Source organism: Paraburkholderia sediminicola (assembly GCF_046026675.1).
GTDB classification, from domain to species: domain Bacteria; phylum Pseudomonadota; class Gammaproteobacteria; order Burkholderiales; family Burkholderiaceae; genus Paraburkholderia; species Paraburkholderia sediminicola_F.
Genome location: NZ_JAQQEY010000003.1, coordinates 208,512 through 223,261, shown reverse-complemented (window position 1 = coordinate 223,261; position 14,750 = coordinate 208,512). Strand labels below are relative to the sequence as shown.

The following is a 14,750-nucleotide window of genomic DNA, read 5'->3' as shown; positions in this document are numbered from 1 at the left end:
AATGTCGCGGGGGCAGCGTCCAACTACTGATCCGAACCTAACGTGGCCGCCAAGGCGTCTCAACCCCGCCAATAGCAGCCGCTTGAATGTTAGATACACCTACCGGCCTTTTGGCCTCCATGCCCAACGTTCACTCAGCAGGTGGACCCTCGAAGTTGGCGCGAGTCACCGCTGATCAAGTTGCTAATATGACCAAGCATTCCTCTTGCCGTGGCGTTAGCGTATTGCCCGCGACTCTACAGCGGATGTCCGGTCAAGCCCGGCACCTGCCGTTGCTAGCACTGCGCCGCGCAGGACCGTTCAAGCTTGGCAGGGAGCGTTCGCCCCACCCGACATCCTCAGGCTGGACGTTGAAATGCCAGCACCGCTGATGGACGCCCGAACCTGCCCTCACGCTGACGCTTGGCCATGAGGCATGCGGCATCCATCGAACCTGGGTCTGACGGATGCCATCCCGGCTTGTCGCAGATAAGCCAGTCCGCGCGATCGGCATAGCGACTGTCATGTTCTCTTATTTCGGCACTGTCGTATTGAAAAGAAAGGCGAGCAGTGGATCAGATTCAACCCAAGCACCGCCAAGGTACGGGCGATGCTGGCATCCGAGCAGACAGCCAGAGCTTGCATGCGCCCGACGCGCCCATGAGTCATTTCGGCGTCGAGCACGATCGCGCGGACGCGGCCGGCTAAACGTGTCAGAACGAGCGCGCCCAGAGGTGCGCGCTCATCGATGCGACGCAACGCCGGCCCACGCGTCCCGTGTCCAAGTTTCGGCGGTTCTCTGACTCAGGCGCTGCACCTTGTCCACAATCTCAGGCAACTTCGCAGCCCAGTAGGCCCGCTCTCGCTCAAGGACTAGGTGCCGCGCCGATTGGACCATTTTCGTTAATGCGCGATCCATTCGATCAAGCCACAACGTGAGATCGGATTCGAACACATTGCCCGCGTTCTCTGGCCGCCAATCCGCAAGGGGAGTGAAGTCAAGGTTCAAAAAAAGCGTTTCACCGAGAGCCTTGCTGAGGCGCGAGCAGTCCACAACGAGGTCGCGCAATGCGCTAACACGATCTGCACTGTCGACCGGCATGTGAGGATCTCTCCGGTAGTTGAGCTTGTGGAAGTGATGGAACGCGCTTTGGAAGCTGAGCAACTCGCCAATCGCAGCATCCCGTCGCTCAAGGTTCTCCTCAGCTAAAACATCCAGATAGAAGGAAGGGTCGGCTCGATCCAAAACCTGAAACTGCTTATCGAGGCGGAAAGGGACTGGCCTCTCCTCCATCAGCGTCTCATAGTGAGCACGGATATACGATTTTGCGGAAACATAAAAGGCGCTTCGTTCGCTGACATCCGCAACAACCAACATCACGGCATTGTTCTGCCGGAGCCAGTAATGTGTGCTCGAAACCTTGACGCACCGATAGGTCAATCGCCCGTCCAGCGTCCAAGGGATCGCATGCAGGCCCTTGACTTGAATCAGGGCCTTCGGGCCAGTCACGAGGCCCTGTTTCGAATACTCAATCTCGAAGTCGAGTCCGTAGTCCCGTTCGATTTTTCGTTGAATCCACTCGGGAACGAGCAGGGTCCGAAACACGAGTTCGGCCTGTTGATCGGTGACATGCGCATCCGGAAACTGAGGAAGAGGAATGTCGTCGGGCTCGAACGGATCTGTGGAAACCATAGCGGTAAAGGGTGGCTTTTAGTCTGTTGGCGAGGATCTAGTGTCCCGTTCCGCTGATTCGCGAACAAAGTCTGTGTAGCTTTTCGAGGATGGAATCAGCGGAAGCGGTCCACATGAATGGTTTGCAGTTTTCGTTGTAGTGGGAAACGAACTGATCGATACGCGTGATCAGTTGTTTGACCGAGCCAAACGAGCCTCTGCGGATGGCCTTGTCGGTGATCAGCGCAAAGAAGCGTTCGACCTGATTGAGCCACGAACTGTAGGTAGGGATGAAATGCATGTGCCAGCGGGGCTTTGCTGCGAGCCACGCCTTGACCTTGGGATGCTTGTGACTGCCATAGTTGTCCACGATGCAGTGCACGTCGAGTTCAGCCGGTACGGCCTTGTCGATTTCGCGCAGAAACGACAGGAACTCCTGATGCCGATGGCGCGGCTTGCAGGTGGCGAGCACTGCGCCATTGAGTACGTTCAGGGCGGCGAACAGTGTCGTGGTGCCGTGACGAACGTAGTCGTGGGTAACACCTTCGACGTAGCCGAAGCCCATCGGCAGCATGGGTTGCGTGCGTTCGAGCGCCTGGCATTGGCTCTTCTCGTCCACGCACAGTACCAGTGCGTTCTCCGGTGGGCTCAGGTACAGGCCGACCACGTCGCGCAGTTTCTCGATGAAGAATTGATCGGTCGAGAGCTTGAAGCTTTCGCTGCGATGCGGTTGCAGGCCCAGCAGCTTGAAGTAACGGTGCACACTCGTGGGCGAGATAGCCGTTTCGGCGGCGATCGTGCGCACGCTCCAGTGCGTGGAGCCATCCGCTGGCTTGGTGTGCAGGGTCTTGTGAATCAGTTGAGCCAGCCGCTCATCGTCAATCGTGCGCGGCTTGCCGGGGCGCACTTCGTCATACAGCCCGTTGATGCGATGCTCCAGGAACCGGATACGCCACTTGCCCACCGTCGCACGCGTGAGCTGAAGACGCTGGGCAATGGCGCTGTTGGGCTCCCCGGCAGCAGCAGCCAGCACGATGCGCGCACGCGTCACCAGCGCCGCCGAAATCGAGCGCGAACGCGCTATCGAAGTCAGTTGCGAGCGCTCATCTTCACTCAACACCAGTTCGGCCTTCGGCCGTCCCATCGACATGCTGGTATCTCCCGTTCCGTTGATACCAGCATGCTACGTGAACATAGATTAGTTAACAACAGAACGGCACACTAGCTGCGCGTTTCCTTCGGCGCGGACGTGCACTTTCTGTCTCAGACTGGAGCAGTGTATCGCGGCACACGTTCGGACAACGAGCCGATTCTGCCACACCCTCCTGTCGGCGAGCCGCGGCCAGCCATCGCACGCGGGCTCCGTCCCGCCTCAGCGCGATCGCGACCCGTCCGCCCCCGTCATGACCGCAGCAAACGAGCTTTTCGAGAGAGGCGGACGCGAACCCAGGCCCGCCGTCGACGTGAATGCAGGCAGCGCCGTTATGCGCGAGTAACGCCAGACCCAAACAGCGCTCGCCAGCGAGAACCGTTCGGCCGCGACCGATTAGACACCTGATGAAGGCGCCGTCATGCTTCCCTGGCGGACAAATGTGACTGTCCATAACGACACGATCCCGATTTGTCACCATGCGAAGATTCGCATACGCTGATGATTTCTGTCCGGCGGCCGCCGACGTATGAGGAGGCTTTATGTCCAAGCGAGCACGTTGTCGAGTCCTTACGTTGGATGGCGGTGGCATCAACGGCGCGTTCACGGCAGGCGTCCTTGCGCAGTTCGAAGAAACATTGGGGCGGCGGGTAGTTGATCACTTTGATTTAATCGTTGGTACATCAACTGGAGGCATACTGGCGATTGGTCTCGGGATGGGAATTCCCGCGAAAGAAATCGAGAAAATGTACTGCGAGCGGGGTCGCGAAATCTTTGGGGCCGATGGCTATCTTGAACGCAGCACGGCGGTATTACGTCATTTTTTCCGGCCAAAACATCAACAGGAAAATCTCCGCAAGGTTTTATTAGACGTGCTTGGAGAAAGGAAGCTCGGCGACTCGTTGGTCAGGCTGGTGATACCCACCTTCGATAGCTCGAAGGGGACAGCATGTACGTTCAAGACCGCTCACCACGAACGGCTTCGATATGAATACGACAAACCCGCAGTCGATATTGCTATCGCCACAGCGTCGGCCCCGACGTATTTCTCGGCGGCCTCCATAAGGGATCGGCAGGGAATTGATTACATTGATGGTGGAGTCTGGGCTAACGATCCGGTGCTCGTCGGCATTGTGGAGGCAGTTCACTTCCTGGGACGGCCTTTGTCGGAAATTGACGTATTGAGTGTCGGCACTACCAATGAGTTGATTTATTTTTCTCAGAACCGTCATGCTGGATTGTTTGGTTGGAGCAAGTATCTAATAAATGTGCTAATGGCGGGCCAAGCGACAGCTGCTCAAGCGCAGGCTCGGCTTTTGGTCGGAGATCGCCTCCAGCGTATCAACTTGCCCGTACCAGAAAAGATTCCGATGGATCGTGCGAGTAATGCACAGTCCCTCGCCGGACGCGGTCGAAGTGTGGCTAGGGCGGAAGGCCAATTGAAAGTAGCTCGCGAGCGATTTTTAAACGGAATACACGTTGAGCCATTTGTTTCGATCTACCGATGAGATAAGGGCTGAACTGGCAGTCATTCGAATCGGCCATGATGCAGGCGATGGGTACCCGTTGGCTGGCTGATCAATTAACGATCTAGCAGCTATTTCCCCATTCAAAACGAGGAAAAATGCTTTCAGAGCTTTTCTTCGCTCAGCCCGTAGCGATGTGTCAGCGGCGAGAGACGCCAAAGCTTTCCCGTATTCATTTTCCGGTCGCCCACGAGCGAACCGCTCTTGGGCTTGCGCAGATCCGAAAGGCGCGAGCCCGTTCGGCGTTGCGGTCGTCCAGCGCCGCGGGGCACGATAGCGGTCCAGCCATGGAGCACCCGTCCTGCTTCCGGTCTTACCCCATGTGCCGCTCAACCGGCGTACAGTGCCAGTTTCGCAATTCTCCACGCGCAACCTGCCGTTAGCCACCATTCATGCGCAATTCATATGCATCCTTTCAAAATTAAGCGCGTCTCCCGCGTGCGCCATGCGTCGGCTTCGACCCAACCGCCTACCGGTCAGCAAACTCCGGCACCCCTCCGCACCATCCTTGACGTCGTGGACGAGCTGTTGCCGCGCGGCACACGAACGGGCGTGCCGGTCGGGTCGGGGGCCAATCCGATGCTTGACCGGATGGCACGACTCGGACTCTGTCCGCAATGGCCTGCTGATGTCTTCGCCGTTGCGGCGACGTTGATGGACCTGACTGGCTGTTACGCCGAGGCGTCGCTGGTGGACGGCGACTTCCGGCGTCATGGCAGTTATCTTGTCGAGGTGATCGACGCGGCGAAGGCATGGAGAAAATCCGGTGATTGCCCGGCTGTGGTGGAAAAGTGGTGGGAAGATCTGCTGGTTGTTCACGGTTCCAAGGGGCTGGGCAGTATCGGTGCGCCGGAAACCGGCTTCTGCCCTGTCGTGTCGCTTCTGATGCGCCTGCTCGCTGTGGCGGACGAAGCGTCGGAGGGTGTGGGCTGGTTACCCCGGGCCGGCGTGAGCGGCGAACTGTCAGTTGTCGTGGAGCGCGCTGCAGCATCTTTTATCGATCGGGCAGTCGTCGCACCCGATCCGGTGGCGACGCTACCGCATGTACCGCTGTCTCTCTGCGAAATGGTCCCGCCCGACAAGGCGACGGTCCTGCCAAAATCGCTCACTCCATCGGTCGGCTGCACCATCCGTTCGATGAGTCACTACCTTGCGCTGCTGCCGCCCGCATCGGTCGTGGAATCGCAATGGGTTCTGCCCGACAATGGGCCCTCGACCGATACGATGCGGCTGCTGGTAATTCCCTACCCGTTTCGCGTTGACGACGAAAGCTTTGTCGCATCGGGTCCGCAACGGGACCTCGGCAGCAAGGCCACGATGCAGCCGTACTTTGCGCTCTCGCCGACCTGGCTTGAGCAGCCCAAGCCTGTGACCGCGGACATGCTCCGTAATGATCTGATCGCTCCGCTGGTGGCAGCGGCTGAGAAGAAATTTGGCGCGCGCACGATCGACGGCGTGCTTTTCCCGGAGTGCGCGCTGAGTGCCGGGCTGGCGGAAGAACTCCTCGCGGTCCTCGCGGCGCGGCCAATTCCAGGGCTAAAGTTCCTGATCACCGGGACGGTCTTGGCTGGAGCCCCCGGCAGCGACGTCGCCGACGGCCAACCGGGACGCAATCTGGCCAAGACGATGCTGTTTGCGGATGGACCGGCGAGCGGCGAGGAAGCGGTGGTGTGGGATGACTCGCACTCCAAGCATCACCGGTGGGCGCTTGATGATGCCCAGGTCAAGCGGTACGGCCTGACCGGCATTAGCGCACCCGACAAGGCGAAGGTGTGGGAGCACATCGCCGTCGGCCAGCGCAAACTGCCGTTTCTCGCGCTGCGCGATGACCTTTGCATGACCGTGCTCATCTGTGAAGATCTGGCCCGCGCCGACCCGGCAATGCCGGTGGTAAGGGCGGTGGGGCCGAACCTCGTGGTTGCGCTCCTGATGGACGGCCCACAACTCTCGAGCCGCTGGCCCGGCCGGTATGCCACGGTGCTCGCCGAGGATCCCGGCTCATCGGTGCTGTCGATTACATCTGCGGGAATGGTCGACCGGTCGAACCTCACCGAGCGATCGCCCGCGCGCGCGGTTGGACTCTGGCGCCACGAGCGGGGCTACAATACGGAGTTGTACCTTCCGTCGGGGCATCATGGCTTGGTGCTAACGGTAAGGGCGGACAAAGATGAACAGTTTTCGTTGGACCACCGCAGCGACCAGAAGGCAACCCGGCGCTGGACGCTTGATTCGGTGACACCGCTTGCAGTCAAGGCCGACTGGTTCTAATGTGAAGGTACGGTTGAACGTAATAAGGGAGCGCAAATGGACAACGCACGACTGAGCAAGGCTGAGCGTGGCGTTTGGGGTCGCCCGGCCACCGAAGAGGAACGCGAGCGGCTGCAGCATTTTGTCGTGATATTCCGCCGGCAGGCGGCGGAACGTCGACCGAGCGACGTAGAAAAGCTTCGCTCGATTGTCCGTCGCTACGCGGTCACGCACGGTATTTCGCCCGAGATCGTCGAACAGGTCGTCACAGCCAAGGCGCCGCGTCGTATCGGGCCGGTGAGCGTAACCGGGCGTCGACCGGCGAAATATGCGTCGGCGAAGCGAATGCAGGCGAAAAAACGGCGCGCCAAGCTGGATCTGGCGTCGCTGGGCATGTAGGAAAGACCGCTGGTTCGCCAGCGGTTTTTTTCGCCGGGTCTAATCCTGATAATTGCCATTTATCAGGATTGCGCGATGAAAAGAGGGCGCGACCGGAATCACGCCAGCGAATATCGAGCGGCTGCAGTAACGGGCTGAATTTCCAGCCGAATTTGGTAGCTACTTGGTAGCCTTTTGTTATCTATTGGCGACCATATTGAACGGGAAATTCCGGAGGCAAAACCGGTCGGCTGGACATGTAGTCGGCAGGTTGCATAGATCTGTTCGTGTCCGCGCCGGTCAGGAGAGTTCCATATTTTTAGACGGGAAATTTGACTGCGCAAGCGATCGCCAATCGTCACGATGTTGAGTACGAGGAGATGTTTCCGCAAAACGCGGGAACAATTTTATGCAGGCCAATGCCGCCGTCGGTTTGCATAAATTTGCTTCAGCGTGCCGCAAGTGGGACTGGGGCCCGCGGGGGCGCTGGGAACAAGTTTGCTTCAAGAGATTTTGCACAAAACTGTTCCTCCGATGAGCGTTTGAGGCAATTTTGCAACTTTCCCGACGCCCCACGCAGGCTATCGAATTTTAATTCCGACGAAAGCACTCCCGCTTGTGGTTGCCTATGCGGCGAGGGGAGGTCGAGCTTTTGGTATCGAGCGGCGCTTGTTCCACGTCTAGAGGCTAGGAACAAATTTCCGCAAGAACCGGGAACAGTTTTATGCAAACCAACGCGCGCCGGCGATAGGCTGTAAGGATTACTAAATTTTACATAAAAAGAATGATCAATTTTTATGAACTGACTAGTCCAAATTGTGCACTATTAGGTGTGGACCGCTTGTCGATTGGTTCCGCCACTTGAACACGTGGGACCTCCGACCAATGCGCTGTCTGGCCTGCGACGGATGAAGCGGGCGAAGCAGGGCAGGGCGACGCATTCATGGTGACCAATGCCGCAGCGTATTTTATCGGCGGGCAAATCACGCCTCCTGGCGACAGATCACAAGGCTGCTGGCTGAGTCAGGACTTTGCACAAGACTGAATTTGGTCTATATTCGGTCTGTAAGGGTGACGAACGGAGGATCAGACATGCGCCTGGCAGACCACGTAAAGCCAATCAGCTACCTGAAAAGCGACGCAGCGCAGATCGTCAAGGATTTGACGGCTTCTGGCGAGCCGCTGCTCATTACGCAGAATGGCGAGGCGAAGCTCGTCGTGCAGGACGTGCAGAGCTACGAAGACACCCAGCAAACGCTGGCGTTGCTCAAGATCCTGGCCTTGGGCCAGAAGGACATCGAGCAGGGAAAATTCAAGGATGCTGATGAGTTTCTTGCCGAGCTCGACGACCTTGATAGGAAGGAGAAAATCCGCTGATGGGGCAGGCGAAGCTGAAGCTCCTGATTCTCGACAAGGCGCAGGAGGATACGAAGGATTTGCGCCGCTACATCCTCAAAAGCTTCGGTCCCGAGACGTGGAAGCAGACGTCCGCGGAATTGACCGTCACGTTTAGCAATATCAGGCAGTTCCCACAGAGCGGTTATGTCCCGGCTGAGCTTGCAGATTTCGGTGGTCTGAATTTCCGGGAAGCCTTGAGCGGACAGAACCGGGTTATCTATGAGGTGCGCGACGACACGATTTACATTCACGTCGTCACCGATACGCGCCGCGATCTACGAACGCTTCTCCAGAAACGACTATTGCGTTCTCGCTGATAAATTCAGCTTTATAGGTGGGAGTCTTCAAGCTGTAGTGCCGAGCCACTCGCCAGATGGTGGTACACGCGCACTCCCGAAAAAGCTCACCATAGCGGAGACTGTTGATTTCCAATACGCAACTAACGGTCGGTGTCAATTGCATACACGTCAAAGCACAAACCCGCCTGCAGCACGTCAGCCGTCTGAAGAAATGACGAGCACGCACGTCGCCGGCAGTTATCGATAATGGATGCCTGGTGAAGCTGAACCGTTGCGTTATTGACGATTGCGCTGCTTTCGACTTCTGGTAGATTAATCGCTGAGCGGTGCAGTACAAATACAAAGACCGCGAATGATATTGTCGAGGTACGCCATGGAAGTTCTTGATCGCGCGCCCGCCGTCTCGCAGGACGGACGCGTCGTGGTTTTCATGCTGTCGATCCGCGGCCGCGAAGTCGAAGGCGCAATTGCGCGTGACGCACTCGAAGAGCATTTCTGGCTGCCGCGTAGCGCCGACGTGACGCGCACGCTCAAAACATTTGAAAACGGCCGCAACCGCATTGTCGCGGTCGCACAAAGAAAGTTACTTGCGCGGCCCGACGAGCCGCTGTGGCTGACCGTCAACGACTTCGTGGCCCGGTGACCGACCGTGGACTGACGATGACCGTTGTGTCGATGCGTGTCTGATGAGTACACAAAAAAAGCACGACCGTTCAATTGTGGATAAATTATGTTATGTCAAATTAAAGTTCTCTAACTTGCTCATCCCGGACTACCGTCGGTTTGCAAAAAACTGTTCCCGCTTTTTGCAGAAATCTGTTTCTAGCCTTTAGGCGTGAAACAAGTGCCGCGTGATACCGCGGGCCCAGTCTCCCCTTCATCGCACGGGGTAATCTCAAGCATGAGCGCTTTCGTCGGAATTCAAATTCGGCAGCCTGCGGGAGGCGTCGGGAAGGTTACAAAATTGCCCCAAACGCTCGTAGGAGGAACAATTCTCTGCGAAGCTTCCTGGAGCAAATTTGTTCCCGGCGCCTCTGCTAGCCCCGATTCGACTGGCCGAACGCAGCAACAAAGTTACGCGAACCAACGGCCGCTCTGTTAGCCTACTCGGCTCGCAGTCGAGCGATTGGATGCAGCGATCCGGTGGACCGAAGCCTGGTCCGGTAAAATGACTGGCGCGTATAGCGTACCCTGACGTCCGGTAGGGTTTTTGGAGCCGCACAAACAGGTGGGGACTAAAAGTGACCGTACGAACGGCTTTGATAGCCGCCGTAAGCGCCGCTGGCCTCGCGTTGCGAGTCAAACGTAGAGATCCACGACCAAGAACATGAACTTAATCCAATCGGTTGAACGAGAACGACATCACGTAGTCGTGGACACTTTCACGCCAACGTGGAACGAATTAATCACGCAGTATCGATCGGGCGACGTCGAGATTGACCCTGCATATCAGCGCGCATTTCGTTGGAGCTATGACCAACAGACTACTTACATTGAGTCACTGCTCTTAAATATTCCGACTCCACCAGTTTTCCTAGCTGAGAAGCCGAATGGAACGTTCGAAGTCATCGACGGGCTACAACGGTTCAGCACCATGGTTAAGTTCTTCGCGGCGGAAATCTTTGATGACGAAGCGACCCCAAGTGAAGATGCGTCAGTTGAGAACAACATTAGAGTCCCCTCGATTCTCGCAGACGCGCCAATACTCGGGGGACTTCAGGGAATTTCTCGCGCGACGCTTCCCGATACTTTAGTTCGCACGCTGCGATATTCCCGAGTGCAGGTGATCCTCCTTAAAAAAGAATCAAGCAGTATCGCACGGTACAACGTATTCACTCGCTTGAATCGAGCTGGCACAACGCTCTCGAATCAAGAAATCCGAAACTGCTCAGCTCGTCTTTTCGAAAGCAATTTCGCAGACAGGCTCAACGCAATTGGAAACGATTCTGTCGTGAGGACAGCTCTCGGACTTTCATCGAAGGAAGCTAGTTCTATGGGGGCGCAAGAGAATGTTCTACGGCTGATAGCGTTCGGCAACTTCTCACCGCCCACAAAAAGTATCGAAGACTTTCTCGACGAGGTGATGTATCAAGCTGCCGGCGGAGATTTTGACTTCTCCGAAGATATGGAGACAAAGATTAGGAAGACATTCGAACTTCTGGCTGAGGCTTGTCCCCGCGGAGAGGCCTTCAAGTTCTATCGAGGTGATCGGTTTCAAGGAGCTTTCAGCCCTAATCTATTTGATATTGTCGCCTGCGGGGTGTTCAAAAACTTGGCCAAATGTAAGAAAAAAGGGACTGAGGCAGTGCGAATGCGCATAGAACAATTGCATGGTCAGGCCAAAACCTTGGAGTTGACTGGAGCTGGTTCGAATACCCGCGCCAAGATGATGGGACGAGTCGCGTTCGGAAAAAGCTGGTTTTCTTTTTAATCGAATATGCCACGTCATTTACAACTTACTTCGGCGCGTCAGGAGATTAAAAGTGCGCGGATTCGACACAAAAAAATGCTGGATGATATTCGCTTGCATTGCATCAACAATAACACGGAGAAGGATTCGTTTTTATTCCTGATGGCGGTTCCGGTCATATATGCGGCGTGGGAAGGTTATTTTAGATTGACGTGCGCTATCTGCTTGCGACGGCAGTGCCACGTTGGACAGAAGGCGAAAAGGTACAGTGGGAAATATGCGGCGCTCTGGTTGCAAAAAGAGGGATTCTTCGATTCCTTCTTGCAAGGGTTGTTCAATGCGATGCAATTTGGACGTGTGTCAAAGAGGGTGAATGCCGGAAAATTCTTAGCCGTATCTGAGTTCTCCGGAAAAATGAAAGAATGGTTTGACACGCCCATCAGTCATCTATCTAATTTTGATGAACTTGTAATGACATACTCGAATGTCAACAAGGAAGTGGCGACACTAAACTGCGACATAATCGGATTGGATGTCACAAATGTCGACTTTTCGAAGTTGAACGAGCTGCTCAATCGGCGTAACGAGATCGCCCACGGCGGTCTCTTAGACTACCCTCGTGAAAATACAATATCCGACCTGCTGGATTACACATCTAGCTTAATCGATTCGTTTCACGCGTCGGTAGAGACTTGGCTTGCTAATAGTTGACGAAATCAGAGCGGATATGTCTGCTCCGACGGAAACGACAGCACTTGCGGATTTACTATGTCTTGACGACCAACGACTGCAGACATCCATACTTCTTGCGAAGTGTGCACAACCTTTCAATATCGGCGAGGAAAAACCTGTCTGCCAATTCCCACTAACGCGCGACTAGCCTTCACAGTCCCTGAACGTGAGAAATATTCTTCTCGACCAAGGCAATAGCGCGTTGTCGATACCTTCTCGTAAGGATCCGAGCTTGTTGCCGCGCTCCTGCCTTCGAACGCCGGCCATGAACGCTTGGAGCAACGATGGGCCTATACCTGCAAATTTTTGCGGCGAACTGCAACTTAATTATTGTATAATTTGCCTAATTAGCCCATTTTGCCTAGAGGAGGACATGTCATGAATGCCCTGAAGCAGGCGCGTCCGGCCAGAGCCGCTCTGGCGAAGGCGATCGAGAGCAAGGTCGAGCGCATGGACATGGCAAGCCTGTTAAGCCTTGCGGCCGCATTGAACGTCTCGGTACCGGCATCGGCTAAGGCCAGTCGCGGACGCGAGCGAAAAATTGCGACGCGGTCGTCCACGCCGACGGGCAAGGTTCTACGAGGTAGTGGCATAGGCCCTGTCGTCTCGGCCGCGGAAGGTGTCCGGCTGCTCAATGCGATCACGGTCGATGACGAGGCCGCGGACTGGGTCGAGAGCGACGTCGTCGGCGCTGGAGAGTTGGTCAACCGATTACAAATCTCGCGCGGGACGCTCGATAACTGGCGAAAGGCAAACAAAATACTCGCCTTCCGCAAGGGCCTTCGCAACTTTCTCTACCCGCTTCGACAGTTCGAGCGACGGAGGCCTGTTGACGGTCTCGACGTCATCACGCCACTGTTCGCGTCACCCGAAGAAACGTGGGAATGGCTGGTTACTCCCAACCGCATGACCGACGGCAAGCCGCCGATCGACAAGCTTCGCGAAGGCGATGTCCTAATGGTAAAAAGCGCGGCGGAAGGCGCGTTTGACTATACGTGAAGATCGTCACCTCTAAGCTGCGAGCGCGGGTAGTCGAAGCCAGCATCGACAACTGGCCGCGCATTTTGCCAAGCCGGCATCGCTCTACGCCCGCGAACACGGGCTTCGGATCGAGCCGCTTCTCAAGCCCTTCAGGAGCGTTCCGAGTGCTTTATGCTGCTGACAATTTTCCGACTGCATTCGCGGAGGCAGTTGTGCGCGACCGTTTCGAAGGCAAAACGAGGCGCTTCCTCTATCGCCCGCACCTGGAACAAATGTGCGTGACGTCGATCAGTTCGAGCCGAGAATTGGCCCTGCTCGATCTGCGAGGTGCCGCGCCCTACGAAGTTGGGATCGATACGGACGCCAATCGCGCACGCACTCACGCTTCTGGGCAAGCTCTGTCAGAAACAGTGCATGCTGACATGAACGATATCGACGGCATTCTCTTCAACTCGCGCTTGACCACCGGCGACTGCGTGGCGATTTACGATCGTGCCTTCGCGGCGCTCTCGGGCACCCCGCCGGTCGCGTTGGTTCAAGCAGCGCTGTTGCCGGCTGAGCTAATCCGGCTCGGCATTACGGTTCGCCGGGAACGCGGATACGTGACTCCATGATGCTGATAATTTCGATGCACGCCAGTGCAAGGGGCTACTGATGGCGCCAAAGCTTCGCATTCTCTCACCCAAGCGCAACAAGCGGCTGCAGACTGGCTGGGAGGGTTTCTTTCCCTATTACGCCGGCTTCCCAGAATTGTTCGCGCGCGAGTTGCTGCAAAGTGCCAAGCTTCAGAGCGGCGCGGTCATTCTCGACCCCTGGAATGGCAGTGGTACCACCACATACGCAGCGAGCAGTCTCGGGCTGACCTCGGTCGGTATCGATCTAAACCCGGCGATGATTATCGTCGCGCGCGCGCGGCTGCTGCCGCCAAGCGAGGCCGACCATCTTCAGCCACTGGCTGCAACCATCGTGTCGCACGCCCATTCCGCGCTGCCGACTCTGCACCCGAACGATGCCTTACTCTGCTGGTTCAAACCCTCCGCGGCTTCATTCATCCGCGGCATCGAGCAGAATATCCGCCGCAGCCTAGTCGGCAGCATGACCAAATCGCCTGAGGGTGTCCATCTCGATAGGATTTCCGGCACGGCAGCGACGCTCTATGTTGCGCTGTTCGCCGTTTGCCGTAAGCTTGTCGCACCGTTCCGCTCATCAAACCCGACTTGGCTTCGCATACCGAAGCAGACCGAAGCGCGCATTGCGGTGTCCCGGCAGACAGTTGCACGCTGCTTTGAGGAGAATGTAAGGGACATGTCGGCAGCGTTGGCATCGAAATTTGATGCAGACACGCCGCGTGCCGGAGAGTGCGAAATCAACCTCTCCGACACGGTCTCGATGAAACTGGATCCAGGCAGCGTCGATTTCGTTCTGACCTCTCCGCCCTATTGCACCCGAATCGACTATACCGCGGCAACGCGAATCGAACTTGCCGTGCTGGGGCCGCTGCTCAGCACGGACGCGAGAGCGCTCGGCAAACAGATGATCGGCTCGACCCAGGTGCCGGGCATCTCCATAGATATCGATGAAAAATGGGGGAAAACATGCGCCCGCTTCCTCGAAACGCTGCAGAAGCACCCGTCGAAGGCCTCAGGCGGATATTACTATCGTACTCACCTTGACTATTTCGACAAGATGTCGCGGTCAATCGGACGCATGTCGGAGGCGCTGAAGCCTGGCAGTCGCGCAGTCCTCGTCGTGCAGGATTCCTACTACAAGGACGTGCATAACGATCTGCCAAAAATCATTTCTGAAATTGCGGGGCGACATGGTCTGAGTCTCAAGCGGCGTGAGGATTTTCATCTGCGCTCCATGTCCGACATCAACCCGGGCCGCCAGTCGTACAAGCGCCCATCGGGCGCGACCGAGTCAGTCCTCTGCTTCGCCAAATAGCGTTGATATGGCCTTAAATTTCCGAGGCCATGGA

Annotated in this window: 13 protein-coding genes; 11 read left to right on the top strand and 2 right to left on the bottom strand. The window is 56.6% G+C overall.

Annotated features, from left to right (window positions below; translation table 11 throughout):
* Positions 1-721: 721 nt before the first annotated feature.
* Together PQQ86_RS39125 and PQQ86_RS39120 are read right to left on the bottom strand one after the other, a co-directional pair.
* Positions 722-1,672 carry a DUF4365 domain-containing protein gene (locus tag PQQ86_RS39125; RefSeq protein ID WP_408279613.1) on the bottom strand — a complete coding sequence of 317 codons (951 nt, stop codon included), beginning with the start codon at positions 1,670-1,672 and terminating at the stop codon, positions 722-724.
* A gap of 37 nt (positions 1,673-1,709) precedes the next feature.
* Complete coding sequence (locus PQQ86_RS39120) at positions 1,710-2,801, bottom strand: IS630 family transposase (protein ID WP_408279612.1); 1,092 nt, start codon at positions 2,799-2,801, stop codon at positions 1,710-1,712.
* 542 nt (positions 2,802-3,343) lie between these two features.
* Between PQQ86_RS39120 and PQQ86_RS39115 the strand changes: the two genes are divergently transcribed.
* The 11 genes from PQQ86_RS39115 to PQQ86_RS39065 all read left to right on the top strand — a co-directional run bounded on the left by PQQ86_RS39115 (position 3,344) and on the right by PQQ86_RS39065 (position 14,716).
* A complete protein-coding gene (locus PQQ86_RS39115) occupies positions 3,344-4,309 on the top strand; it encodes a CBASS cGAMP-activated phospholipase (RefSeq protein WP_408279611.1) in 966 nt (321 codons plus the stop codon).
* A 423-nt stretch (positions 4,310-4,732) separates the two neighbouring features.
* Positions 4,733-6,595, top strand: coding sequence for a hypothetical protein (locus PQQ86_RS39110; RefSeq protein WP_408279610.1), 1,863 nt, complete (start codon positions 4,733-4,735; stop codon positions 6,593-6,595).
* Between the two features lie 36 nt (positions 6,596-6,631).
* Positions 6,632-6,973 (top strand): hypothetical protein, encoded by a 342-nt coding sequence (locus PQQ86_RS39105; protein WP_408279609.1) that lies wholly within the window; start codon positions 6,632-6,634, stop codon positions 6,971-6,973.
* A gap of 1,071 nt (positions 6,974-8,044) precedes the next feature.
* A complete protein-coding gene (locus tag PQQ86_RS39100; protein ID WP_007182990.1) occupies positions 8,045-8,329 on the top strand; it encodes a type II toxin-antitoxin system Phd/YefM family antitoxin in 285 nt (94 codons plus the stop codon).
* On the top strand, positions 8,329-8,667 hold the full coding sequence (locus PQQ86_RS39095; protein ID WP_408279608.1) for a type II toxin-antitoxin system RelE/ParE family toxin: 339 nt from the start codon (positions 8,329-8,331) through the stop codon (positions 8,665-8,667). Before PQQ86_RS39100 ends, PQQ86_RS39095 begins: the two co-directional genes overlap by 1 nt.
* A gap of 355 nt (positions 8,668-9,022) precedes the next feature.
* Positions 9,023-9,292, top strand: a complete 270-nt coding sequence (locus PQQ86_RS39090; RefSeq protein ID WP_408279607.1) for a DUF1488 family protein — start codon at positions 9,023-9,025, stop codon at positions 9,290-9,292.
* A 729-nt stretch (positions 9,293-10,021) separates the two neighbouring features.
* A complete protein-coding gene (locus tag PQQ86_RS39085) occupies positions 10,022-11,080 on the top strand; it encodes a GmrSD restriction endonuclease domain-containing protein (protein ID WP_408279606.1) in 1,059 nt (352 codons plus the stop codon).
* A gap of 75 nt (positions 11,081-11,155) precedes the next feature.
* Entirely contained in the window at positions 11,156-11,770 is a 615-nt protein-coding gene (locus tag PQQ86_RS39080; protein WP_408279605.1) for an MAE_28990/MAE_18760 family HEPN-like nuclease, read from the top strand.
* A 399-nt stretch (positions 11,771-12,169) separates the two neighbouring features.
* The gene (locus PQQ86_RS39075; RefSeq protein ID WP_408279604.1) at positions 12,170-12,790 is read left to right on the top strand and encodes an antitoxin Xre/MbcA/ParS-like domain-containing protein; all 621 of its coding nucleotides are present in this window, start codon (positions 12,170-12,172) and stop codon (positions 12,788-12,790) included.
* Entirely contained in the window at positions 12,787-13,386 is a 600-nt protein-coding gene (locus tag PQQ86_RS39070; protein WP_408279603.1) for an RES family NAD+ phosphorylase, read from the top strand. Before PQQ86_RS39075 ends, PQQ86_RS39070 begins: the two co-directional genes overlap by 4 nt.
* Before the next feature lie 40 nt (positions 13,387-13,426).
* Positions 13,427-14,716, top strand: a complete 1,290-nt coding sequence (locus tag PQQ86_RS39065) for a DNA methyltransferase (protein ID WP_408279602.1) — start codon at positions 13,427-13,429, stop codon at positions 14,714-14,716.
* Positions 14,717-14,750: the final 34 nt, after the last annotated feature.